This is a genomic window from Mesorhizobium sp. P160187 (assembly GCF_057766425.1).
In genome coordinates, this window is sequence record NZ_JBYMDX010000002.1 from 74,379 (window position 1) to 98,708 (window position 24,330).

The 24,330-nt window shown below is 63.0% G+C and carries 15 protein-coding genes and 4 pseudogenes; 13 read left to right on the top strand and 6 right to left on the bottom strand.

Annotated elements, in window-relative coordinates:
* The first annotated feature begins 64 nt into the window (after positions 1 to 64).
* Complete coding sequence (locus tag AC3CCE_RS01560) at positions 65 to 1,324, top strand: metallophosphoesterase family protein (RefSeq protein ID WP_023687333.1); 1,260 nt, start codon at positions 65 to 67, stop codon at positions 1,322 to 1,324.
* On the top strand, positions 1,321 to 4,791 hold the full coding sequence (locus tag AC3CCE_RS01565) for an ATP-binding protein (RefSeq protein WP_352626873.1): 3,471 nt from the start codon (positions 1,321 to 1,323) through the stop codon (positions 4,789 to 4,791). The genes AC3CCE_RS01560 and AC3CCE_RS01565 overlap by 4 nt, the downstream gene beginning before the upstream one ends.
* Before the next feature lie 631 nt (positions 4,792 to 5,422).
* Here the strand turns inward: AC3CCE_RS01565 and AC3CCE_RS01570 are convergent.
* The 4 genes from AC3CCE_RS01570 to AC3CCE_RS01585 all read right to left on the bottom strand — a co-directional run bounded on the left by AC3CCE_RS01570 (position 5,423) and on the right by AC3CCE_RS01585 (position 10,199).
* Positions 5,423 to 6,640: an MFS transporter gene (locus AC3CCE_RS01570; RefSeq protein WP_286456083.1), complete on the bottom strand. Its 1,218-nt coding sequence runs from the start codon at positions 6,638 to 6,640 to the stop codon at positions 5,423 to 5,425.
* A gap of 57 nt (positions 6,641 to 6,697) precedes the next feature.
* Complete coding sequence (gene rpoN / locus AC3CCE_RS01575; protein WP_352626871.1) at positions 6,698 to 8,134, bottom strand: RNA polymerase factor sigma-54; 1,437 nt, start codon at positions 8,132 to 8,134, stop codon at positions 6,698 to 6,700.
* A gap of 69 nt (positions 8,135 to 8,203) precedes the next feature.
* Complete coding sequence (locus tag AC3CCE_RS01580; protein WP_023724551.1) at positions 8,204 to 8,737, bottom strand: peroxiredoxin; 534 nt, start codon at positions 8,735 to 8,737, stop codon at positions 8,204 to 8,206.
* Positions 8,738 to 9,938: 1,201 nt separating this feature from the next.
* The gene (locus AC3CCE_RS01585; protein WP_155922504.1) at positions 9,939 to 10,199 is read right to left on the bottom strand and encodes a hypothetical protein; all 261 of its coding nucleotides are present in this window, start codon (positions 10,197 to 10,199) and stop codon (positions 9,939 to 9,941) included.
* Positions 10,200 to 10,398: 199 nt separating this feature from the next.
* Here AC3CCE_RS01585 and AC3CCE_RS01590 point away from each other — a divergent pair, with 199 nt between their 5' ends.
* From AC3CCE_RS01590 to AC3CCE_RS01635, 10 genes and pseudogenes are all read left to right on the top strand, one after another.
* On the top strand, positions 10,399 to 11,601 hold the full coding sequence (locus tag AC3CCE_RS01590; protein WP_352626868.1) for a cytochrome P450: 1,203 nt from the start codon (positions 10,399 to 10,401) through the stop codon (positions 11,599 to 11,601).
* A 92-nt stretch (positions 11,602 to 11,693) separates the two neighbouring features.
* Complete coding sequence (locus AC3CCE_RS01595; protein WP_352513575.1) at positions 11,694 to 12,983, top strand: cytochrome P450; 1,290 nt, start codon at positions 11,694 to 11,696, stop codon at positions 12,981 to 12,983.
* Position 12,984: 1 nt separating this feature from the next.
* A pseudogene (locus AC3CCE_RS01600) lies at positions 12,985 to 13,110 on the top strand (ferredoxin); the annotation flags it as partial.
* Between the two features lie 168 nt (positions 13,111 to 13,278).
* A complete protein-coding gene (locus AC3CCE_RS01605) occupies positions 13,279 to 14,121 on the top strand; it encodes an SDR family oxidoreductase (RefSeq protein WP_352513580.1) in 843 nt (280 codons plus the stop codon).
* On the top strand, positions 14,121 to 15,464 hold the full coding sequence (locus AC3CCE_RS01610) for a cytochrome P450 (RefSeq protein WP_352626866.1): 1,344 nt from the start codon (positions 14,121 to 14,123) through the stop codon (positions 15,462 to 15,464). The genes AC3CCE_RS01605 and AC3CCE_RS01610 overlap by 1 nt, the downstream gene beginning before the upstream one ends.
* Positions 15,465 to 15,594: 130 nt before the next feature.
* Positions 15,595 to 16,587: a polyprenyl synthetase family protein gene (locus AC3CCE_RS01615; RefSeq protein ID WP_352513581.1), complete on the top strand. Its 993-nt coding sequence runs from the start codon at positions 15,595 to 15,597 to the stop codon at positions 16,585 to 16,587.
* A gap of 146 nt (positions 16,588 to 16,733) precedes the next feature.
* Positions 16,734 to 18,284 (top strand): prenyltransferase/squalene oxidase repeat-containing protein, encoded by a 1,551-nt coding sequence (locus AC3CCE_RS01620; protein WP_352626864.1) that lies wholly within the window; start codon positions 16,734 to 16,736, stop codon positions 18,282 to 18,284.
* Positions 18,281 to 19,183 carry a terpene synthase family protein gene (locus AC3CCE_RS01625; protein WP_352513578.1) on the top strand — a complete coding sequence of 301 codons (903 nt, stop codon included), beginning with the start codon at positions 18,281 to 18,283 and terminating at the stop codon, positions 19,181 to 19,183. Before AC3CCE_RS01620 ends, AC3CCE_RS01625 begins: the two co-directional genes overlap by 4 nt.
* Positions 19,184 to 19,211: 28 nt before the next feature.
* Complete coding sequence (fni, locus tag AC3CCE_RS01630; RefSeq protein ID WP_488376805.1) at positions 19,212 to 20,315, top strand: type 2 isopentenyl-diphosphate Delta-isomerase; 1,104 nt, start codon at positions 19,212 to 19,214, stop codon at positions 20,313 to 20,315.
* Positions 20,316 to 20,793: 478 nt separating this feature from the next.
* Positions 20,794 to 21,243: pseudogene (locus AC3CCE_RS01635) on the top strand (transposase); the annotation flags it as partial.
* A gap of 13 nt (positions 21,244 to 21,256) precedes the next feature.
* Here AC3CCE_RS01635 and AC3CCE_RS01640 read toward each other — a convergent pair.
* Together AC3CCE_RS01640 and AC3CCE_RS01645 are read right to left on the bottom strand one after the other, a co-directional pair.
* Positions 21,257 to 21,785, bottom strand: a pseudogene (locus AC3CCE_RS01640) (SOS response-associated peptidase family protein); the annotation flags it as partial.
* Positions 21,786 to 22,496: a toll/interleukin-1 receptor domain-containing protein gene (locus AC3CCE_RS01645; RefSeq protein WP_023727169.1), complete on the bottom strand. Its 711-nt coding sequence runs from the start codon at positions 22,494 to 22,496 to the stop codon at positions 21,786 to 21,788.
* A gap of 866 nt (positions 22,497 to 23,362) precedes the next feature.
* On the opposite strand from AC3CCE_RS01645, the pseudogene AC3CCE_RS01650 reads away from it, so the two are divergent.
* Positions 23,363 to 24,231 (top strand): annotated as a pseudogene (locus AC3CCE_RS01650) (IS3 family transposase); the annotation flags it as partial.
* Positions 24,232 to 24,330: the final 99 nt, after the last annotated feature.

Consider the following 24,330-nt stretch of genomic DNA (forward strand, 5'->3'; position numbering starts at 1 on the left):
TTGTAGAGCCCTCGTTGCAATCTCTGTTGAAGCTCGGAACACCTCTTTTGCTGGCGGAGGCCGAATGGCATTTCGATTCGTACACACGGCCGATATTCATCTCGACTCGCCGCTGCGTTCGCTCGCGATGCGTAATCCCGATCTTGCCGGGCTCGTGGGCGACGCCAGCCGCCAGGCATTCGTTTCGATAGTGGATCTCTGCCTAGAGGAACGCGTGGATGCGTTGGTAATAGCCGGCGACCTATACGATGGTGATCAAACCTCGATGAAGACGGCGCGGTTCCTGGCAGCGCAGATGACACGCCTGCACCAGGCCGGCATCAGGGTTTTCAAGATCCGCGGCAATCATGACGCCCTGTCGCGGATTTCCAAACAGCTGGTGTTTCCTGACACCGTGACCATTTTTGGCGGTCGTGCTCAGTCGGTATTGCAGACAGCCGGCGGTGTGGACGTCGTTTTCCATGGTTTGAGCTTTGCGAACCCTAAGGCGCCGGACAGCCTGCTGCCCAAATATCCGGCTGCTCGCGAAGGAGCCGTCAATATTGGCATCATGCATACCAGTCTGGCCGGATCGCCCGGTCACGACGTTTACGCGCCCTGCAGCATCGCTGACCTGCACGCCCACGGTTTCGACTATTGGGGGCTTGGCCACATTCATCTTCGCCAAGTCCATTCCGGCGCAAGCACGGTGGTGATGCCGGGAATACCGCAGGGGAGGGATATCAACGAGGCCGGCGAGAAATCAGTCACCCTTGTGACGGTGCGAGACGACCGTTCGGTGGAGATCGAGGAAAGGCTGACCTGCGTTGCGCAGTTCGAAAGGGTCAGCGTCGACCTTACGGGAGCAGTGGAGTGGTCCGAGGCCGTCGCGCGTGTTCGAAACGCACTCGAAGAGATGCGGGCCGCCGTCCGGTCGCGTCATGCTGTGGCCCGCGTTGGCCTAACAGGAACATCACCATTGTTATGGGCGCTGATCCGCGACAGAGATCTCCTTCTTGCCGAAGCCGAACAGGCTGCGGAACAGCTAGGCCATACGTGGGTGGAGAAGCTCGAGCTTGACCTCGCGCCACCTCGGGCGGAGACGGCCGAGGATATTGCTGATCCGATTTTCGAACTCGAGCAATCCATGCGCGCCGATGCCACCTCGGATGCCTTCCGCGCCGAGGCGAGGGCGTTCGTCCAAAGGATGGTCGCCGACCTTCCGGCCGACGGACGGGATTTTGCTGGGAAGGACGAAGCCGGGCTGGAACGGTTCCTCGATCAGGTGCTTTCCAAGGGCGCAGACTTGGTGACTTCCCGCCTTAAGTCCGGTGGAGCGTCATGAGGCTGCAGCGCCTTGACCTCATTCGCTATGGAAAGTTCACCGATGGTACGATCGACTTCGGACCCAAACCGGAATCCGGACCTGATCTGCATATCGTGTTTGGCCTGAATGAGGCCGGCAAATCGACAGCGCTTTCCGCCTATCTAGATTTGCTGTTCGGCATCGAGGAACGGAGCCGCTACAACTTCCTGCATGAGTACAGCGCCATGCGCATCGGTGGGGTTCTGGAACTGGCCGGCTCCGAGCACACGTTCACGCGTACGAAACAGCGTACTAATTCGCTATTGAACGCGACGGGCCAATCGATGAGCGAGGTGGCGATCACGGCGCATCTCGCCGGACTGTCGCGTGACGCTTACACGACTATGTTTTCACTCGATGACGAGACGCTGGAAGCCGGCGGAAAATCGATCCTGGAATCGCGGGGCGACCTCGGCAAGCTCCTCTTCACGGCCAGCGCCGGTCTTGGGAACGCAAGCGATACGTTGAACGCCCTCGAGGCCGAAGCAGACGCGCTGTATCGGAAGCAGGCGCATGGCACCGAACTGGCGCTGCTGAAGAAGCGCCTTGTTGACGTGAAGTCGCGCAGGGATGCGATCGACACACTTGCATCGACCTATGAGGGACTGGAGGCCGAACGTCTCGATGCATCGCAGCAGTACGGCCGAACCATCAGCGATCGGGCCGTGCTGGTGGCCAGGCTGGATACCATTGCTCGTTACGTACGTGCTGCGCCGATGCTGGCGGATATGCGCCGCAAGATTGCCCGGCTGGATCAGCTGCCGGACATCACCTCCCCAGCCCGGACATGGACGGGAAGTGTCACCGAACTAATCGATGACGATGCCAGCCTCAGAACGCGACTGTCCGCAAACATCGATGAGGTCGAGCGGCTGTCGGCAAAAGTCACTGCGGTCGACGAGGACGAACGGATCCTGTCGATTTCCGAACGCATTCGCAGCCTGGCGGAGGGCAAGGTGCGCCATACCGCGGCTGGCTTTGACTTGCCCACTCGCAGGATGGGGCTGCAAATCCTCAACAACACCGTGGCAAGCTGCCTTGCCGCCTTGGGCCGGTCTTCCGAGCCGGATCCTGCCGCACTGCTTCTGCCTACCGTCACAGTTGGCGTCGTTCGCGCTATGGTCGAGCAGAGGTCCGGTATTGCTACGGGCGCGCGCGCCGCCCGCGACGAGGCGGCGGCAGCACTCGATGCGTTGCAGGTGGCAAGGCAGCGGGTCGGCGAGGAAAGGGCGGTGCCCGAACCCGCCAGGGCAAGGCTGGGCTCGGCTTTGTCGAAAGCGCGAGCAAGCGGACACAAGGCAGAGATCAAGACGGCTCGCGAGGCGGGAGATGCGGGAACAATCCGATGGAAGGCATCGCTGGCTCGCTTGCGCCCATGGAACGGAGATGCCCTCGCTCTCGTCAACGTTGCGGTTCCGAGCGCCGGGCAGATTGCCGCCTGGAAGACAGTAGCGTCAGTACTGGCAAGGAACACCGCGGTACTTGCCGAACGCCTCGCCGAATACGAGGGCCACCATGCAATGCTCGCCGCACGATTGGATGCCCTTCGAGCCTCGGTCGACGTTGTCGACGATGAAGCGGCTGCCGCCATCCGCCGTCTCCGCGATGATGCGTGGGCAACGCACCGCGCAGGGTTGACTGGTGACACCGCTGACGATTTCGCCGTGGCACTGACGCGCGATGACGTTGCCAGCGCAGGCCGGCTGGCCGGCGCGGCGGATCTGGCCGAGATCCGGGCAATGACGCGTGCCCTGGCCGAGGCCACGGCCAACCTGTCACGAAACGGCATCCAAAGCCAACAGCTCGTCAAGGATGCGGATACCCAATTGTTGGAAATCCGTGTGGCCGCCAGCGACCTCCTCGGAGAAGCCCTGGAACCTTCGTCTGAGCGCCTGATCGAAAGGATCGAGGATCAGATCGAGGCGCGCAGCGATGCGCTCGCTGCCTGGGAGCAGATCGAACTTGCTCGCTTGAAAGCCGAGCGAGCCGCTGACGCCGGCCAGCAGATACACTTGGAAATGAGAGCGGCGCTGGAAAGTGTCGGCATAGTATCAGAGCCCGGCGACACCCTCGAAGCAATCATGGCCATCGCGGAGCTGTTTCTGGACCGGCAGCGCAAGGTGGACGCCGAGTATGCCGAGGCGCTCAGGATGGTGAGTTCCAAAGAAGAGGATCTAGCTGCCCGACGGGTTGCGGTAGGGGTGGCGGAGCGTCGCGAGGAGGAATGGCTGGCCGGCATTACCGAAGCGCTCAAGGGAACGTGGCTCGAAAGCGGTCTGTCCGCGTCAGGCGTTGGCGCTGTGCTCGATCAATTGGCCGAACTGTCAAGAAGCCTGCAGGAGCGGGAGGATCTGCAGCTGCGTATCGACAAGATGGAGGCCGACAGGGCCAATTTTCTGGTCGAGGTCATCGCCGTTGCGGTCGAAGCCGACGAGCCGACGAAGGATGGCGAGCCGGAGCAGTTGGCCACCCGCCTTGCCGAGCGCCTGGAGCGTGCCGAGCGGACACGTGAAACGAAGGCAAGCCTCGGCAACGAGCTGAAGCGCCTCAAGGAGGCGCGCGAAATCCTCGACACCGAGATTTCGGCACACGAACGCCGCAAGAATGAAGTGCTGGGCGTCTTTGGCGTCGCCACTCTGTCCGAGGTAGTCGAACGCGACGAGCTGCTGCGTGAGCGCGACGGCTTGCGCACTACCGTCGCCGAACTTGAGGAACGGGTAGTGGCGGAACTCGCAGTCGATGGATTCGACCAGGCACGCTCGATCCTGGAAGCGATCGATTTCGACAGCCTCGCGGTCGAGAAGGCTGAGGGCGAGCAGCGGCTTCGCCAGTTCGTTGAAATCATCCAGCAACAGCTGATCCGACAGACCCGCGCGGCAGACAAGTTGGACGCCATCGGCGGTGACAGCGCGGTTGCCCGCCTGGATGCCGAACGGCGCACAACCCTGTTGGAAATCGAGGAGAAGGCCGTTCGCTACATTGAGCTGAAACTTGGTATCATGTCGGCTGGAAATGCTTTGCGGATCTACCGTGAGAACCACCGTTCGGGGATGATGGCGCGTGCATCAGACGCATTCAAGCTAATGACCCGTGGGCAGTATTCAGGCCTTACAACCCAGCCCGTCAAAGGCGAGGAGGTTCTCATCGCGGTGCAGCGCGACGGGCAATCCAAGCTCGCTGAAGCGCTTTCGAAGGGCGCGCGCTTTCAGCTCTACCTAGCACTGAGGCTCGCCGGTTATTACGAGTTCGCCCAATTCCGGCCCTCGGTTCCCTTCATCGCCGACGACATCATGGAAACCTTTGACCATATTCGCTCGGAGGAAGTTTTTAGATTGTTTGGGGAGATGGCGAACACAGGTCAGGTCATCTATCTCACGCACCACAAGCACCTATGTGAAATCGCCAAGGCTGTTGTGCCACAATCTACCATTCACCAGCTGGATTAGGCTCGATTAGAATTCGCGTCAAAACGGTTCAACTAACCAACTCGGCTGACATAGGAACCTTCGATCGAATCCATCATGACGTCCCATAGAGGCTGAGAAATGCCTATTTTGTTCTGCAATGTTGCGTGGATGAACGACTACTCCGGGCGGAGCGCGGATGACCCGCCTCTCGGTGGCGGGGCATTTCGAGTAAGCAGGGTTATTGCGCCGAAGAATGCAACTTTGTTGCAGCCAATGACGGGTACGTTTACAGCGCTTCGAGACGATTAAGGGCGAATTGGATCGGCAGGTGCGCCCACAATACGGGTTCAGTTCAAGGGGCGTAACCCGCCCAGCACTACAAGGATAAGATCAGGTCGTTCAGGGCTAGGACGCTCGCCGAAATGCATTCGTGCTGCCCCGGACGGATAGGCACCGTGTCAAAGGGTGAGTGGCCAGGCAAGCTGATGGTATGCGAACGATACGACAGATCGATCCGCCAGAGCATTCGTCAAGAGAGTAGAGGCATTATCGAAGGCGAGCCAGTCGCTCCCGTCGGGGCATCGCCCGCAAGCGGAGGATCGCGCCGCGCCGTGCATGCGATTGGACCTCTCGTCCCGCTGCGCTGCTGAGATCTCTCCTGTCAGGCGATCTAGGTTCCGCGCTTCGGGCCGAGCAGGAAAACTATGAGGGCAGCGACGAACGTGGCAACAGCGCTGTAGGCAATGGCGCTGGCGATCCCCGCATTCTCCACCAATAGCCCGCCGAAAATCGCGCCGGCTGCGATTGCCACTTGGAATGCTACGACCATCAGCACACCGGCGCTTTCGGCCTGCTCGGGAACGGCCCGCCGCACCATCCACGTCTGTAATCCTACCGGCACCGCGCCGAAGGCAAAGCCCCACGCGCCAACCGCAATCCCCGAGGCGAAGGCCGATGCTCCCGCCGTCAGTAGCGAAACAGCCGCTATCCCTATGAGCAGCGGTGCAAGGGCCGCGACTGCCTTGAGACTGTACTCGGCCAGAACCCCGCCGGCCAAATTGCCGAAGAATCCGCCGATGCCAAAAGCAAGCAACACAAGCGAGATCGTCTCGACGTCAAGCGCGGGAATCTTTTCGAGGAAGGCGCGGATATAGGTGATTCCGGCGAAGTGGCCGGAAGCGACCAGCAGGATGACAAAAAGCGCAACCTTGACCATCGGAATCTTTGCCACATCCAGCAGGCTGCGGACGCTAGTCACTCCAATCGGAGGCAGTCTCGGAATGGTTATGAGCTGCACGAGCAGTGTAGCGACACCGCCGGCTGCGGCGAGCATGAAGGCGCTTCGCCATCCCCAGATATCGCTGACATAAGCGCCGATTGGAGCTGCGCAGACGGTAGCTACGGAAACGCCGGTGAGGATGATCGACATAGCGCGAGGCAGGAGGTGGCTTGGAACGAGCCGCATCGCCAGTGCTGCCGACATCGACCAGAAGCCTCCGAGCGCTATGCCGAGCACGACGCGTGCAGTCAGGAGAACCGCCAGCGACCACGCGCCGGCCGCCAGAACGTCCGACAGGATCAGCAGCAGCGTCATGGTCCACATGACGGTCCTGCGGTCCAGGCGCTTTGTGATGATGGCCACCGTCGGCGCCGAGATCGCCCCGACGATAGCTGTCGCCGTCATCGCCTGTCCAGCCGCTCCCTCGCTGATAGCGAGATCATGCGCGAGGGGCGTGAGCAGGCTGACAGGCAGAAACTCTGCCGTGACCAGCCCGAAGGTGCCCAAGGAAAGCGAAATGATGGCACCCCATGCCGGACCAGACGGTGGGACAGGCTTTTCTGGGTCGTGCAGAACAGCGTTCATGACGCCTGCTGCGGATCGGGTCATGAACGAAGTCTCCACTTTGATGCAATGCAACGTGATGTAGGCTGCCTTGACCCAAATCTAAAAACACAAGCGCATTTCCCGGCGGCGTTGCACTGAGGAGGGGATGTTCATTGCTTCGCGATACTTTGTGACGGTGCGGCGCGCAACATCAATGCCGGTTTCCTTCAGCCGGACAGCGATGTCCTCGTCGGAAAGCACGTCGCCGGGAGATTCTGCGGCAATGATCGCTTTGATCCGATGCCGGACAGCTTCGGCGGAGTGCGCATCGCCGCCTTGGCAGGACGCGATCGCGACGGTGAAAAAATACTTCAGTTCAAAAACTCCGCGCGGGGTAAGCATGTACTTGTTCGAGGTCACCCGGCTTACCGTCGACTCGTGCACGCCGATCGCGTCAGCGACGGTTCTAAGATTGAGAGGCCGCAGGTGGGCGACGCCATGTTCCAAAAAGGCATCCTGCTGACGCACGATTTCAGCCGCAACCTTAACAATCGTCTTGGCGCGCTGATCGAGGCTGCGGATTAGCCAGTTCGCGTTTCGCAAGCATTCGTCGAGAAATGCTTGATCTTTCGAATTTTGGGCAGTCTGACGCGTGACTTCGGCATAGTAGGTTTGGTTGATCAGCAGCTTCGGCAGCGTGGCGGGATCAAGTTCGATCTGCCACCCGCCTTGCGGCGAGGGCGTGACCCAGACGTCGGGTATGATTGATTCAGACGCACCGGATTCGAATCTGTTCCCAGGCTTTGGATCGAGCGCACGAACCTCATGCATCATGTCGAGAAGGTCTTCTTCATCGACGCCGCAATGCTGCTTCAGCGCCTCAAAATCGCGTCGCGCAAGCATTTCAAGATGGGCAACCAAAGCTGCCATTGCTGGGTCGAGCCGGTTTCGCTGGCGCAACTGAATCTCGAGGCATTCTCTGAGACTTCGCGCAAAAACTCCCGGTGGATCAAATTGCTGCAAGGTTCCGAGAACCCGTTCCACAACAGCCTCATGGACATTTAGGCTCTCGGCCAGCTCCAAAAGGCTTGCCCGAAGATAGCCAGTGTCTTCCAGATCGGCGGCAAGCTGGCCAGCGATCAGCCGCTCCTGTGGTGTGAACGCAGTGAGGGCGATCTGACGAGCGACATGGTCGTGCAATGTTTCGGCGAGGGTGGCAAACTCGTCGAGGGAAGGGCCATTGCCCGGCGGGTTGTTGGTCGTGTTGCGAAGTGATTTCCATTGCCCGAGCCGTTCAGGCGACCCTGCCCCGGTCGGACCTTCAACGGCGTTTGCCCCAAAGCCGACAGGCTGATCCGCTCCCGAAATCGAAGCATCGTCAAAAGGCCCGCCATCGTTTGACGCAGATTCCAAGAGCGGGTTCTTCTCGATTTCCCCCTCCACGAACTGATGCAGTTCGGTATGCGCCAGTTGCAGCAAGCGAATCGACTCAATGAGTTGAGGCGATGCGACGATGGATTGCTTCTGGCGCTGAAACAGGCTTGCTGAAGATTGCATGGTGAGTGCGATAATCCTGTCGAGGAGCCTCTTGGGGCCTGCAATGGCGCCAGTGAGACGTTTTCTAGGTCATGCGGCGGCTTTCAGCGTTTCGAGAACGTTTTGCGGGGATGAAACGCCATACGGGTCGGCCTCGCAGTTGTCGGAGAAACCTTCCTCCTCGAACCAGTGCTCCACCACGCCATTGTTGATCAGGGCGGCGTAGCGCCATGAGCGCATCCCGAATCCGAGATTGTCCTTGGCAACCAGCATGCCCATCTTGCGTGTGAACTCGCCTGAGCCATCGGGGATGAGCTGGACCTGCTTCAGGCCCAAGGACTTTCCCCACGCATTCATGACGAAGGCATCGTTGACCGAGAGGCAGTAAATCGCGTCAATTCCCTGCTTCGCAAACTGATCATAGAGCTCTTCGAACTTGGGCAATTGGTAGGTCGAGCAGGTCGGGGTGAAGGCGCCAGGCAGCGAGAACAGGATGACCCGCTTGCCGGCAAAGTAGTCGTCAGATGTTTTTTCTTGCCAGCGATATGGATTTGGCCCCTGGACTGACTTATCGTGAACACGCGTGAGAAAGGTGACGAAGGGAACTTTCTTTCGAACTGTCATCAAGTTGCTCCTGAAGAAGACTGCGCTGAATTCTGGCAGAGGCTGGCGCAATACCGGGCAAAGGCTCGTATCCCCGGCACGGAATGAGGGCCTCGCGGCTCGCAACCTCCTTTTTTCCCTCCCGACGTATGGGAACGTCTTGGCGGTTGGTCTTGGCCACCCGAACGCAATCGATCTGAGCGAGCTGGACACCGTCGAGCCGGTTGCTTTCCACGGCTATGGCGCCGGAAGCGGGATCGGTCACTAGCGATAGTGCGTTTGGAAAAGGGATAGCGGCCGGAAGGAGCCAATATCGCAAAGCATGTGGGGGCCTGAAATGTCACTTCACGCAACAGACCCGCTTCACTGGATTCCGCGTCACTGGACTGGTTCAGCATGTTGTCGATATGTGGCAGTGACCCGCCGGCTTTGGCTTGGGTGACGACCCTTTGACAAGGCTTTTCGGCACTCAGATGCTGAACAGAACCGGCAAACCGCATTTGCGTGCGCTGCCCGTGTTGGCGTGCCGGCATCGGACCAGCCATGCGCAAAGCGGCCATCCAGAACGGACTTCCGGAGGAGACGATGCCCCGATGTTCAGCTGCAAGGGGCACCGTCTCCTCAGGCCACGGTCTGGAGCTTCGCGTGTCGGGCATGGTGCAAGTCGCTTTCATCGTGATTTGATGGTGCTCTAACCAGGAACAGCAAGCGGCGTGCCATTTGGAATAGAGGGGCTGTTGGACCGCCCCTCCTTCTCGGAGGCCGTGTCTTAGAAGATCGGGCGCGCGCTATAACCGCCTCGTCACACAGGCAACAACGATGCTGTATGGTGCGGATATTCGGCGCTTCAGCCCCGGCTGGGCAAAGACGAACCGGAAGCCGAGCCGATGCATTACCTGAGCCTGGAGGGCACTCCAGTCATTGCGTAACGTGTGGCGCTAGCGTTCATTGGTGCGCCGGCACGGCTATCGCGAACATGCGCCTGTCGCAGCGACCATGAGCGGGCGCTCTTGGGCAAGCGCCTTGGCCCCGTGAGGATCGAATTCCCCAATCGTGTCTGTTCGCCGCCTCTTATGTTCGAAACTGGACCAGAATGTCGCAAGCCCGACCTAAAGGTCGCCGAGGCGTTCTGTCCGACACTTTTCCGTCGCCTTTGTTGGCCCGCGACACCGGCCTATTTCGCCTAGCTCTTCTCTGGCCTCAGGCTAAGCCCCTAAAAGCATCACAGATTTTTTTCTTCGGTTGGCCAAATTGGCACGAGTTTTGAAGCCGCTTCGTTGCGGGCCGGGAGCCGCCGACCGACTTTCATTTCGTGGATGGCACGAATGGAACGAAGAAAGAAAAGCAAAATGTCAAATCCGCGTCGGATAGCGTCTATGGGCATGGGGTCCTCGGCGAAACCGCCCTTACCCAACAGCTCGCCGCTCTTGTCGACCCTTGCGCAGGAAATCTTGGCCGGCGGCGAGTCAAAGGCCCACCACACCGACTTTATCCTGACCTCGAAGGTACAGGATAACGTTCTGCATCTCGCCGCGCGTTTGCCTAGGCAGTTAAGCGTTAGCCGATCCTGATAATCGGTCTGCCTTCCGACGACGTCGTCTACATGCCGTCTTAGGTCTTCTCTACCGCAGCGCCCGCCGGTCACCTTCCGCCCTTCCATCGCTATAGAGTGAAGTGCCAGCATGTCCGAACAACCTTTGCCGACGCTGCCGATGTGGCGCGTCGATCACATTGAGCCCTCGCCTGAGATGTTGGCGCTACGGGCCAACGGTCCGATCCACCGCGTGCGCTTCCCGTCCGGGCACGAAGGCTGGTGGGTGACAGGCTATGACGAGGCCCGGGCGGTGTTGTCCGACGCGGCGTTCCGGCCCGCGGGAATGCCGCCGGCGGCATTCACCCCGGATTCGGTGATTCTCGGTTCGCCAGGATGGCTGGTCTCGCACGAGGGGGGCGAGCATACGCGGTTACGCACGATCGTGGGGTCGGCCTTCAGCAACGGCAGGGTGAAGCTGCTCGCGCAGCAGGTCGAGGCGATCGCCGCGCAGTTGTTCGAGACGCTGGCGGCCCAGCCCCAGCCCGCCGATCTGCGGCGCCACCTCTCCTTTCCGCTTCCCGCCATGGTCATTGGCGCGCTGATGGGCGTGCTCTACGAGGATCACGCCTTTTTCGCCGGGCTGTCCGACGAGGTGATGACGCACCAGCATGAAAGCGGCCCGCGAAGCGCGTCGCGCTTGGCCTGGGAAGAACTCCGCGCCTACATTCGCGGCAAGATGCGGGACAAGCGCCAGGATCCGGGCGACAACGTGCTGACGGATCTGCTCGCGGCGGTCGACCAGGGCAAGGCGACCGAGGAAGAGGCGATCGGCCTGGCGGCGGGCATGCTGGTGGCGGGGCACGAGAGCACCGTGGCGCAGATCGAATTCGGCCTGCTGGCCATGTTCCGCCATCCGCAACAGCGCGAACGCCTGGTCGGCGATCCATCCCTGGTGGACAAGGCGGTAGAGGAAATCCTGCGCATGTACCCGCCGGGCGCCGGCTGGGACGGCATCATGCGCTATCCGAGGACCGACGTGACCATCGCGGGCGTGCATGTTCCCGCGGAGAGCAAGGTGCTGGTCGGCCTGCCGGCGACGTCATTCGATCCGCGCCATTTCGACGACCCGGAAATCTTCGATGTCGGACGTGACGAAAACCCGCACCTGGCGTTCTCCTACGGGCCGCACAGCTGCATCGGCTTGGCGCTGGCCAGGCTGGAACTCAAAGCGGTGTTCGGTTCGATCTTCCAGCGCTTTCCCGCGCTGCGCCTGGCGGTGGCGCCCGAAGAACTGGAGTTGCGCAAGGAGATCATCACTGGCGGGTTCGTGGAGTTCCCGGTGCTCTGGTGATGCGCGGACGCCACGAGGAATCGCGATGTCCTCGAATTGGCCCGCGCGACTGCCGCGCGCCGATCAGATCAGCCAACCAACAGGTGACCAAGATGGACGTGCAAGAAACCACGGCAGCATGCCGGGACGCCTTCGCCGAACTGGCGTCGCCAGCGTGCATTCAGGACCCGTACCCATTCATGCGATGGTTGCGCGAGCACGATCCGGTACATCGCGCGGCGTCGGGCCTCTTTCTGTTGAGCCGCCACGCCGACATCTACTGGGCGCTCAAGGCCACGGGCGATGCTTTTCGGGGGCCGGCACCAGGCGAACTGGCGCGCTATTTCCCGCGTGCGGCGACCAGCCTGTCGCTAAGTCTGCTGGCGTCCACTTTGGCGATGAAGGAACCTCCAACGCATACGCGTCTGCGCCGGCTGATCTCGCGCGATTTCACCATCGGCCAGATCGACAAGCTGAGGCCGACCATCGCTCGCATTGTCGCAGCGCGCCTGGACGGCATGGCGCCCGCACTGGAGCGCGGGGAGGCAGTGGACCTGCATCAGGAATTCGCGCTGGCCTTGCCCATGCTGGTTTTCGGAGAACTGTTCGGCATGCCCCCGGACGACATTCTCGCGCTCGTCACCGGCATCAGCGCCATTCTGGAAGGCCTGAGCCCGCACGCCAGCGATCCGCAGCTCGCCGCGGGGGACGAGGCCAGCGCCAGGGTGCAGGCCTACTTCGGCGACCTCATACAGCGCAAGCGCACCGATTCCCGCCACGACATCGTGTCAATGCTGGTCGGCGCACACGACGACGACGCCGAGACGCTGTCGGATGCGGAATTGATCAGCATGCTCTGGGGCATGCTGCTGGGCGGCTTCGCCACCACTGCTGCGGCCATCGGCCATGCTGTCCTGGCGATGCTGGCGTATCCCGAACAGCGGCACTGGCTGAAGGGAGATGCCGTGGGGGTGAAGGCATTCGTCGAAGAAGCCCTACGCTACGACGCGCCCGCCATGTTCAGCTCCATTCCGCGTATCGCCCAGCGCGACATCGAAATGGGCGGCGTGGTGATCCCGAAGAACGCGGACGTGCGCGTGCTGATCGCGGCCGGCAATCGCGACCCGGACGCCTTCGCCGATCCCGATCGCTTCGATCCCGTGCGGTTCTGCGGCACCAGTCCTGGCATGTCGATCGACGGGAAGATCATGCTGACCTTCGGCCACGGCATCCACTTCTGCCTTGGTGCGCAACTGGCCCGGGTGCAGTTGGCCGAAAGCCTGCCGCGGATCCAGGCGCGCTTCCCCACGCTGGCATTGGCCGAGCAGCCGACCCGGGAGCCCTCCGCGTTCCTTAGGACGTTCCGCGCGCTGCCGGTGCGGCTGCATGGGCAGGAGGGATGAGATGCGCGTCGTGGTCGATCAGGATCTGTGCGGAACTACCGGGCAGTGCGTGCTGACGCTGCCGGGCACCTTTCGCCAGCGCGAACCGGACGGCGTGGCCGAAGTGTGCGTGGCGACGGTCCCGCCGGCGCTGCACGCCGCCGTGCGGCTTGTGGCCAACCAGTGCCCGGTCGCCGCCATTCGGGTGATCGAAAGCGACGCCGGCCATGACGAGAGCGCCAGTGCCGACCCTGCGCCTTCTCCGGCGCAGGCCGAGCGGCATGCTGCGAAAGACCAATGCAATTCAGGAGACACGATGGCAAGGTTTAAAGGCAAGGTGGCCGTGGTGACCGGCGCCGGCGCCGGCATGGGCAAGGCATGCGCTCTCGCCATCGCGCGCGGGGGCGGCAGAGTGGTGGTGGCCGACATTGATGGCTCGGCGGCCATCGCCTGCACCGCGCAGATCGCGGCCGAAGCAGGCCACGCGCTGCCCATAGCCATGGATATCGCCGATGAGCAGGCGGTGGCAGCGCTGTTCGAGACGGCGGAGCGGCACTTCGGGGGGGTCGACCTGCTGGTGAACAATGCGAGCGCCATGCATCTGACCCCGCGCGACCGCGCGATCCTCGACCTGGACCTGGCAGTCTGGGACCAGACCATGGCGACCAATCTGCGCGGCACGCTGCTCTGCTGCCGGCAGGCTATCCCACGGATGATCGCCCGCGGCGGTGGCGCGATCGTCAACATGTCGTCGTGCCAGGGCCTAAGCGGTGACACGGCGCAGACGTCCTACGCCGCGTCGAAGGCGGCGATGAACATGCTCTCGGCTTCGCTCGCCACCCAGTACGGTCATGCGCAGATCCGCTGCAACGCGGTTGCGCCGGGTCTTATCATGACCGAGCGTCTCCTCGCCAAGCTGGACGAGTGCATGCAACGCCATCTGCGCCGGCACCAGCTCCTGCAGCGCGTCGGCCGCCCCGAGGACGTGGCCGCGCTCGTGGCGTTCCTGCTCTCCGACGATGCTGCGTTCATCACCGGCCAGGTCGTGTGCATCGATGGCGGCATGCTGGCGCATGTGCCGACATACGCCGACGGTGGCAACAGCTGCGCCGCGCGCCCTGCCCGCGACACCGAATCGGCGACGGCGGCGCGCTGCTGATGGACATACTGCTCAACCCACTCAACCGTCGGCACCGGCTGCGATGCGACATCCCGGTCATGCCCGGCGCTTTCCCCCTAGTCGGGCATCTTCCCGCCATTGTCTGCGACCTGCCGCGCCTGCTGCAGCGCGCAGAACGGACGCTGGGCAGCCACTTCTGGCTGGATTTCGGCCCCGCCGGGCATCTGATGACCTGCCTGGATCCGGATGCATTCGCACTGCTCAAGCACAAGGACGTGTCCTCGGCGCTGATCGAAGAGATCGCGCCCGAATTGCTTGGCGGAACGCTGGTTGCCCTGGACGGCGGCGCGCACCGGCAGGCGCGCGATGCCATCAAGGCAGCCTTCTTGCCCAAGGGGCTGACCCAGGCCGGGATCGGCGACCTGTTCGCGCCCGTCATCCAGGCGCGGGTGCAGGCGTGGCGCGCCCGCGGCCAGGTACCCATCCTGCGCGAAACCGGCGACCTGATGCTGAAGCTCATCTTCAGCCTCATGGGAATCCCCGCGCAGGACCTGCCGGGATGGCATCGCAAGTACCGGCAATTGCTGCAGTTGATCGTCGCGCCACCGGTCGACCTGCCCGGACTGCCTTTGCGGCGCGGCCGCGCCGCCCGCGACTGGATCGACGTGCAGTTGCGCCGGTTCGTCCGCGACGCGCGCGCGCATGCCGCGCGCACCGGGTTGATCAAAGACATGGTGAGCGCCTTCGACCGCAGCGACGGTCCGCTCTCCGATGACGTCCTGGTCGCGAATATTCGCTTGCTGCTGCTTGCCGGTCACGACACCACTGCCTCGACAATGGCCTGGATTGTAATCGAGCTGGCGCGGCAGCCTGTGCTGTGGGACGCCCTGGTTGAGGAGGCGCAACGCGTGGGCGCGGTGCCGACCCGGCACGCGGACCTGGCGCAGTGTCCGGTCGCCGAGGCGCTGTTCCGCGAGACACTGCGCCTGCATCCGGCGACCACGCTCCTGCCGCGTCGCGCGCTGCAGGAATTGCAACTCGGCCAACGGCGCATTCCCGCGGGCACCCATCTGTGCATCCCGCTGCTGCATTTCTCGACCTCGGCGCTGCTGCACGAGGCGCCTGATCAGTTCCGCATGGCGCGGTGGCTGCTACGCACGGAGCCGATCCGGCCCGTGGACATGCTGCAGTTCGGTACCGGCCCACACGTCTGCATCGGCTACCACCTGGTATGGCTGGAAATGGTGCAGTTCTGCATCGCCTTGGCGCTGACCATGCACAAGGCCGGGGTGCGGCCGCAGTTGCTGAGCGACGTCGAAAAAGGCCGGCGCTATTACCCGACCGCACATCCGTCCATGGCAATCCGCATAGGCTTCTCATGAGCTGGCATCGCATGCCCCGTCTGGCAAGGCAGCGGCGCCGGCGGGGCGCGGCATTGCTGCACTCAGCGCACGCACTCGTGTGACGACTTGCGCTCGCCGTGGCCGTCTCAGCTACAAGGACATGAACAACATGCAAACCGGTTCCACAATACACGACGACCGAACTGGCGTTTCCGCATTCGGCGGGTTGGGCGCGCAGGCGCGCGGCGCATCTGGCGGGCTGCTCCCGGAGATCTGGATGCAGGACGGCGCAAAGCGGGTCGAACAGGCGCTGGCGCGTCTGCTCTGCGCCGAAGACGACGGTAAGACAGAGCTGATGGCAGCCATGCGCTACGCCACCTTGCATGGCGGGAAGCGCACCAGAGCCTTGCTCTGTCTGGCTGCCGGCGCACTGGCGGGCACGCCGGCGCACATGCTCGACGACGTCGGTGCCGCCATCGAGATGATGCACGCCTGTACCCTGGTCCACGACGACCTGCCCGCGATGGACGACGACGTGCTTCGCCGCGGCCTTCCGACCGTGCACGTAAAGTTCGGCGAAGCCACTGCGATCCTGGTCGGCGATGCGCTGCAGGCCCACGCCTTCCTGACGCTGGCGAGCCTGGATGCGCCTGGCGACAATCGTATTGCGCTCGTGCGCGAACTGGCTCAGGCGGTGTCCGCCGAGGGTGCCGCAGGCGGGCAGGCCATGGATCTGTCGCTGGTCGGAAAGCACGCTGGGCTGGACAGGATCCTGGCGATGCACCGGATGAAAACCGGAGCGCTAGTGCGCGCGTCGGTTCGCATGGGCGCGCTATACTCCATCACGGAGGATGCCGCGCACGCTGCGCTGTACTGTGCGCTCGATCGCTACACCGCCTGTTTTGGCCTGGCGTTGCAGGTGGCCGACGACATTCTCGACGCGACGGCGAATACCGCGACTCTTGGCAAGACCCCCGGCAAGGACGCGGCCGCGCAGAAGCCGACCTGCGCGTCGATCATGGGGCTGCAGGCAGCGCGCCAGTTCGCCCTGTATTTGTTGCACGACGCCGGGGAGGCCATCGCCCCTCTGGGGCCGCGTGCGGAAGGGTTGGCGCAGATGCTGCAGCGGGCCAACGTCTATCTGTCCGCGCCATACGCATGAGCGCGCATATCCGTAAGGACTCGTCGCTGTGCTGCTGCGATCCGCCGACGGGCGCTGCATGCCGCACTGTGTCCGTGTCGGCGGCGACGTGCGCGGCGTCTGCCCGTTTCTGTTCTCATTAGCCCTCTGCAGAAGGAACATCCCGCGTGAACGCGCTGTCCGAACAGATCCTTTCCGAATTGCGCCACCTGCTGAGCGAGATGAGCGACGGCGGCAGCGTCGGTCCGTCCGTATACGACACGGCGCGAGCTCTGCAGTTCGACGGCAACGTCACCGGTCGGCACGACGCATACGCGTGGCTCATCGCGCAGCAACAGGCCGATGGCGGATGGGGAAGTGCGGACTTCCCGCTGTTTCGCCATGCGCCAACGTGGGCGGCGTTGCTGGCATTGCAGCGTGCCGATGCTCTTCCCAGGGCTGCCGACGCAGTCCAGGCTGCAACCCGGTTCATCGAGCGCCAGCCCGATCCCTACGCGCATGCGGTGCCGGAGGACGCGCCCATCGGCGCGGAGCTGATCCTGCCGCAGTTGTGCGACGAGGCCGCATCCTTGCTGGGCGGCTTGTCGTTTTCGCGCCACCCGGCGCTGTTGCCGTTGCGGCAAGCACGCCTGGTCAAGCTGGGGGCTGTGGCGACGTTGCCGAGCGGCCATCCGTTGCTGCACTCCTGGGAAGCCTGGGGGACGTCGCCGGCCACCGCATGCCCGGACGACGACGGCAGCATCGGCATCAGTCCGGCGGCCACCGCCGCCTGGCGTGCGCACGCCGTGACACAGAGAAGAACGCCGCACGTCGGGCGCACGGGCGGGTATCTGCTGGCGGCATCGCGGGCGACGCGCACCGGCATCGAAGGTGTCGTTCCCAACGTCTGGCCAATCAATGTGTTCGAGCCATGCTGGTCGCTGTACACCCTGCATCTGGGCGGTCTGTTCGCGCATCCCGCGCTCGCCGAGGCGGTGCAAGTGATCATCCCGCAGCTCGACGCCCGCCTCGGCGTGCGCGGTCTAGGCCCTGCCTTGCACTTCGCGGCCGATGCGGACGACACCGCCGTTGCGTTGTGCGTCCTTCGCCTTGCAGGCCGCGACCCGGCGGCCGACGCGTTGCGCCAGTTCGAAACCGGCGAGCTCTTCGTCACCTTCCCCGGCGAGCGCAATGCCTCGGTGTCGACCAACATCCATGCCCTGCATGCGTTGCGAATGTTGGGAAAACCCGCCGCCGGCACCAGCGCCTACGTCGAGGCCAATCGCAACCCGCACGGTATATGGGACAACGAAAAATGGCACGTTTCCTGGCTGTATCCCACCGCGCATGCGGTCGCTGCGCTGGCGCAAGGCAAGCCGCAGTGGCGCGACGAGCGCGCGCTGGCAGCGCTGCTGCAGACGCAGCGCGACGACGGCGGCTGGGGCGCCGGTCGCGCGTCCACATTCGAGGAAACCGCCTATGCGCTGTTCGCGTTGCACGTGATAGACGGGACCGAAGAGCCGGCAGGGCGACGGCGCATCGCGCAGGCGGTGGCGCGCGCGCTGAAGTGGATGCTCGCCCGCCACGCAGCCCATGCATTACCCCAGACGCCGCTGTGGATCGGAAAGGAACTGTATTGCCCCACCCGGGTGGTGCGCGTGGCCGAACTAGCCGGGTTGTGGCTGGCGCTTCGTTGGGGGCGGCGCGTCTCGGCCGAGGGAGCAGGAGGGGGGCCATGATCCCGGCCGATCGCGCGCTGCAGCATGTGCTAGAGTGGGGGCGTTCCCTGACCGGGTTCGCCGACGAGCATGCCGTGGAAGCAGTCCGGGGCGGCCAGTACATCCTGCAGCGCATCCAGCCGAGCCTGCGCGACACCAGCGCCCGCACCGGCCGCGATCCGCTGGACGAAACGCTGATCGTGGCGTTCTATCGCGAACTGGCGCTGCTGTTCTGGCTGGACGATTGCAACGACCTTGACCTGATCGCGCCGGAGCAGCTCGCCGCGGTGGAGCAGGCGCTGGGGCAGGGCCTGGCGTGCGCGCTACCAGGATTCGAGGGCTGTGCTGTGCTGCGCGCTTCGCTCGCCGCGCTCGCCTACGATCGTCGCGACTATGCCCAGCTTCTCGAGGATACCCGGTGCTACTGCGCGGCGCTGCGCGCCGGACACGCGCAGGCGGTAGGGGCAGAGCGCTGGTCCTACGCCGAGTACTTGCAGAACGGCGTGGATTCGATCGCCTACACGAACGTGTTCTGTTGCCTGTCGTTGCTGTGGGGGCTGGACATGGCGACCTTGCGCGCGCATCCGGCGTTTCGCCAGGTCCTGCGGCTCATCTCCGCGATAGGGCGCTTGCAGAACGATCTGCATGGACGCGAAAAGGATAGGTCGGCCGGCGAGGGAGACAACGCGGCGATACTGCTGCTGCAGCGCTATCCGGCCATGCCTGTCGTGGAGTTCCTCACCGACGAGCTGGCCGGCCACACACGCATGCTGCACCGGGTGATGGCGCAAGAACGCTTTCCCCCGCCGTGGGGACCGTTGATCGAAGCCATGGCGGCCATCCGCGCGCAGTACTACCAGACCTCAAACAGCCGGTACCGCAGCGACGCTGCGGGCGGACGCCAGCGTGCGCCGGCCTGAACGCGCGGAAAACGGCGGCGTGCGCGCGCTGCCGTCGGTCCGATCCGACTCAACGCCGTCGCCCGATGACGCGGATGGAGCGAGCATCAGCGACACCAAGTTGAGCCGGCGCAAGGACGACCATCTGGACATAGTGCTGGATCGGCCAACGGCACGGGCCAAGGCCGCTGGCTGGGCGTACATTCGTTTCGAACACTGCGCATTGCCCGAGTTGGACCTGACGCAGATCGACCTCAGCGCCTCGCTGCTGGGCAAGACCATGCGCGCGCCTCTGCTGATCAGCTCCATGACCGGCGGCATGCCACGCGCCGAGGCCATTAACCGCCATCTGAGCGAGGCAGCGCAAGCCTTGGGGATCGCCATGTGCGTCGGTTCGCAGCGCGTGAGCCTGCAATCCCGCAACTCCCAGGGGCTGACGCGCGCGCTGCGCCGCCTGGCCCCGGACGTTCCCTTGCTGGCCAATGTCGGCGCCGCGCAACTGCGCGAGGCCGACGGCCTGGACCTCGCGCGCCGGGCGGTGGATGCACTAGAGGCCGATGGACTCATTGTCCATCTCAATCCGCTGCAGGAAGCGGTACAGCCGGAGGGCGACCGCGACTGGCGCGGCGTCCTGGCCCAGATCGCTCGCGCCGCACGTAGCGTCGGCGTGCCGATCGTGGCCAAGGAAGTGGGGTCGGGCCTCTCTGCCTCGGTGGCTTGTGCGCTCGTTCAGGCGGGCGTGGCGGTGATCGATGTCGCCGGCGCCGGCGGCACCAGTTGGGCCGCAGTGGAGGGCGAGCGGGCCCCCGATGCCGCCGACCGTACAGTTGCGATGGCGTTCGCCGATTGGGGGATCCCGACCCCGGCCAGCGTGCAGGCGGTACGTCGGGCGCTGCCAGCGGTGAAGCTGATCGCGTCGGGCGGGGTCAGCGACGGCGTCGACGTGGCCAAGGCTATCCGCCTCGGCGCGGACATCGCCGGGCAGGCAGCCGGCGTGCTGCGCGCGGCTACGGTATCCACCGAGGCCGTTGTCGCGCATTTCGAGATCGTCATCCGCCAGTTGGCCGTCGCCTGCTTCTGCACCGGCTCGGCTGATCTGGCGGCGTTGCGCCAGGCCCGCTTATTGCCCTCGGCCCATCTGCCCGCCGGTTGATGCCGGCGTAGCCCGCAGGTGGCGGCGGGCGCATAGCCTTACTGAGTGAGAAAGTCTCGGAAGCGGGGACGCGCTGGTCACGGGGTTGTTCGGGTGCTGCTTCGTGATCGGGGAGGCACCCCGCCATGCCCCGAACGGACAGCCGAGAGTAAAGCGGTATTCGACGGCTATGTCGATGCTTGATCAGGGTGGTCACGCCGATCGAGCCGAGCCCCTGAAAGGGCCGGAACACCAGGTGCGGCGGGAGACCGGCAGGAGCAGATGGTGCAAATCCATTGCAATGAAGGAGTATTCCTGCAAGCAACGGAGAAGGTAAGTCAGCCTCAATCCCTTGTGTTTGCTTGGTGTTATGCAAATTAGGCACCGATCCACATTGCCCCGGTAGTGTGCTGAGAGTTCTGCAAATTCGCTGAGAGGGGGCGGTCATGGCAGGCTGGTGATTGTTCACGTCACCTGATTCCCGCGAAGGAACGCCACCATGACCAAGACTGAAGTTAAGACCGCCAGCGCTGCCGTCAAAGACATTTTGCTTTCGAACCCGGATGGATTGCACGAAGTGCTCCGTGCGGTGATGCAGGAGGTGCTTGAGGCCGAGATGGACGAGGCGCTGGGTGCCTCGAAGAGCGAGCGCACGCCCGAACGGCTTGGCTATCGCTCGGGCTATTACGGCCGCACCCTTGTGACGCGGGTCGGCAAGCTCGAGCTGCGGGTTCCGCAGGATCGGGCCGGGCGCTTCTCCACCGAGCTGTTCGAGCGCTACCAGCGTTCCGAGCGGGCCTTGGTGGCGACACTGGCGGAGATGTATGTCCAGGGCGTGTCGACCCGCAAGGTGAAGGCGATCACGGAAGAACTGTGCGGCCATGCCTTCTCGGCCTCGTCGATCTCGGCCATCAACAAGCGGCTGGACGAGAGCCTCGCTGCCTTTGCCAGGCTAGAGGCGCATGGATCGGCTTGATCGGGGCGTTGGGCGCGGTCGTCATGAAGCCGTAAAGCTCGAAATCGCCGGCGCCGTCCTTGACCTTGCGCACCCCATGCCATGGCGTCCAGAGGCCAGCGAAGAAGAAAAGCGGCCGGTCCTCATTGAGCGCGAACCAATCCGCTGAATACCTGTCTCAGGGTCCTTATGCCGGGTGTTGGGCTGGGCTCCGAGAAACTCGTCACAGGCACCACACAGCGATGCTCAACCCCAACATACTGCTGCCAATGGCCGTATTGTGGGTTGCGGATATTGGTCGTGCCGTAGTCGGCCTTGCCCTTGACCCGTTCGAGCGGTGTCGGCATTCCCCAAAGCAGGTTGGCGACTTCACGTTGCCCGTCTGCCGCATTGCGGACCACCGGACCGGGCTGGTTGGGGGCTGGTTGGGGTAGATGTCGATGGACGGTTCAGGGTTGCCTGAGATGGTCGCGCAGAGCCCTGGTGCACTGGCGTATGGCTTCTTGCGACGTGGTGATGTTGTGCAGATTGCACATCTAGGAAGGAGCAACCCCGTTCTTTTTGGCAAGCATGGAAAGGGCTTTTTCCTTGATATCTGCCGCGACCAAAGTCAGAGCTTCGTCGCGATCCTTGAAACTTGCGATCGATGTACCCTTGAGGGTCGCCTGAAAAGACCCGAAGAGCTCTTCCTGCCACAGGCAATTTCTCGCGATCACTGGAATAACAACCGTCGTGTTGTTGGCCTCTCTCTCCATCGCGTGAGTTAGCTCAATCTGGTTGCAATAACGCGAGTTGATAAAGTCAACGCTTATCAGGAGGATGATAATGTCGGCGCTCTCTAGATTGCCCTTGATGGCGTCCGCCCATTTGTCGCCAGTCTCGATTTCGCCATCGTGCCAAGCCTCGACAAGACCAAGTCGGCTCAGCGGCGTAAGGTGCTTTAGAAGGTCAACCTTGATAGCCGCATCTGCATGCGAGTAGGAGATAAACGCCTTGAGAGGCTTGGGACTGGGGCTAGCCGCATTTTGGGGGAGGGACATAGTCCCACCGGGACCTCCTCTTATCAGTCCATTCTTCCTCAGGCGGTCCTTAGTTGTCGTGTAACGTTCTTCTATCCAACCCAGTTTATTGAAAAGGGCTGCGTTCTTAACGCTCACTTTTCCGCCCCCCGACAATTCTCTAACGGCGTCCATAAACCGGTCTTCTAGAGTTCCAACGCGCTTCCGCGATTTTGCCTTGCTTGCCATTTTATGGAGCCCCCCGAATCTAGGTCGACACTTCCAGCGAAAGTCTTTTGCAGTCAAGTCGACGCTGGAAATTAAGCCGGGAAATCCTCTAATTGGGGAGCCGGCTTGTTGCCAGCAATAAACTCGAACGGTGCGTTGCGTCTTTGTGTTAGCTTGTCGGGTCGGAGGTCTAGCCAGCCTGAGTTAGAGCCTTCTCAAGCGCCGGTCTGGACACCTCAAGCTGCGCCTTGTCGCCACCCCATAGTCGTCCCCGACGCTGCGAGCCGTCCAAGGGTTGTCAGCTTTGGTGATGCTGACACGGGGCCTAGCCTACGCGCTTACCGTCATCTCAGCCCCTGTCGGTTATGTCCGCGGCCAGGGCATCGATATTCCGTCGAATTGCTCTCCCAGGTCGCACCGCTCCTTGGCTCATATCGCATTCACGGAAGACTATCTCTGGAACGAGATTAACCGACCCGGGAACGCTCCAGGCCGATCCGAGCTAACCGGTCAATCCAAACAACTTCGAATTACCTTAGCGGGTATTATTATAAAAATGCCCACGGTGCCCCGGTTACAGGCAGCCCGCGAACGCGGGCGAAAGGGTGGACGCCGTCCGAAACAAACCCAATCAGCGCTCCGAAATCACTCGACTCAGCTAAATGAAGGCTGTGCGGCATCTGAAGCAGCCCGTCTCTTTCATAGGACCACCGTCGAGCGCATCGGCGCCGAGGTCAAATAGCCGTTGGCTGAATGTTCTTTCAGTTGGCCGTCTGGCAGCGACGCATGCACTAGGCCTATTACGAAGAAAAGCCGGTGGACGGTGGCCACAGCAGCTGTATGAACCGTGCTCGCCGGCGTGCCTTCGGACGTGGCAACCGCATCGGGTCGAGCCGATCTGGAAGGTGCTGCCGATCGCCCCGTCGAGCTACCACGACCATGTCGCCAAGCGCATCGATCCTTCCCGGCTGTCGGCTCGGGCGAAGCGGGATGAGGCCCTGGCCTTGAAGGATGAGGTCCGACGCGTGTTCGAGGCCAACTTCCGCGTCTACGGCGTTCGCAAGGTCTGGCGGGAGTTACAGCGTGAGGGCTCGACGTCGCCCGCTGCACGGTTGCCCCACTGATGAGGGCCATGGGTCTTGAGGGCATCCGCGGCAAGCCGATCCGCACCACAGTGAGCGACAAGGCCGCACCTTGCCCTCTCGATCACGTTAATCGCCAGTTCCATGCCCCGGCGCCGACCATGCTGTGGGTCTCCGACTTGACCTGCGTCGCGACCTGGACGGGCTCCGTCTATGTCGCCTTTGTCATCGACACCTATGCGCGAAGGATCGTCGGCTGGCGGGTTAGCCGGACGGCGCATGCCAGCTTCGTTCTGGACGCTCTGGAACAGGCTCTCCATGATCGGCGGCCCGTGCAGGGGGGCAGGCTGATCCATCACAGCGATAGAGGCCGCCCAATACGACTCTATCAGATACACCGAGCGCCTGGCGGAGGCCGGCGTTGAGCCTTCGGTAGGCAGCGTCGGCGACAGCTACGACAATGCTCTCGCCGAAACGATCAACGGCCTTTACAAGGCCGAGGTGATCCATCGACGCGGACCATGGCGCAACTTCGAAGCCGTCGAGTTCGGTAGCTCGATTGGGTCGATTGGTTCAACAATCGCCGGCTGCTGGAGGCCATCGGCAACATTCCGCCGGCCGAAGCCGAGGAACGCTACTACGCCATTCTGTATGACCCAGCCATGGCCGCGTGACTCAACGAAACGGCCTCCGGAAAACCCGGTGCGGTTCAGTTTTCGGAGGAACGACGTTGCCGCGCGGCGCTAAAGAGAGAGGAAGATTGATCTCTTTCC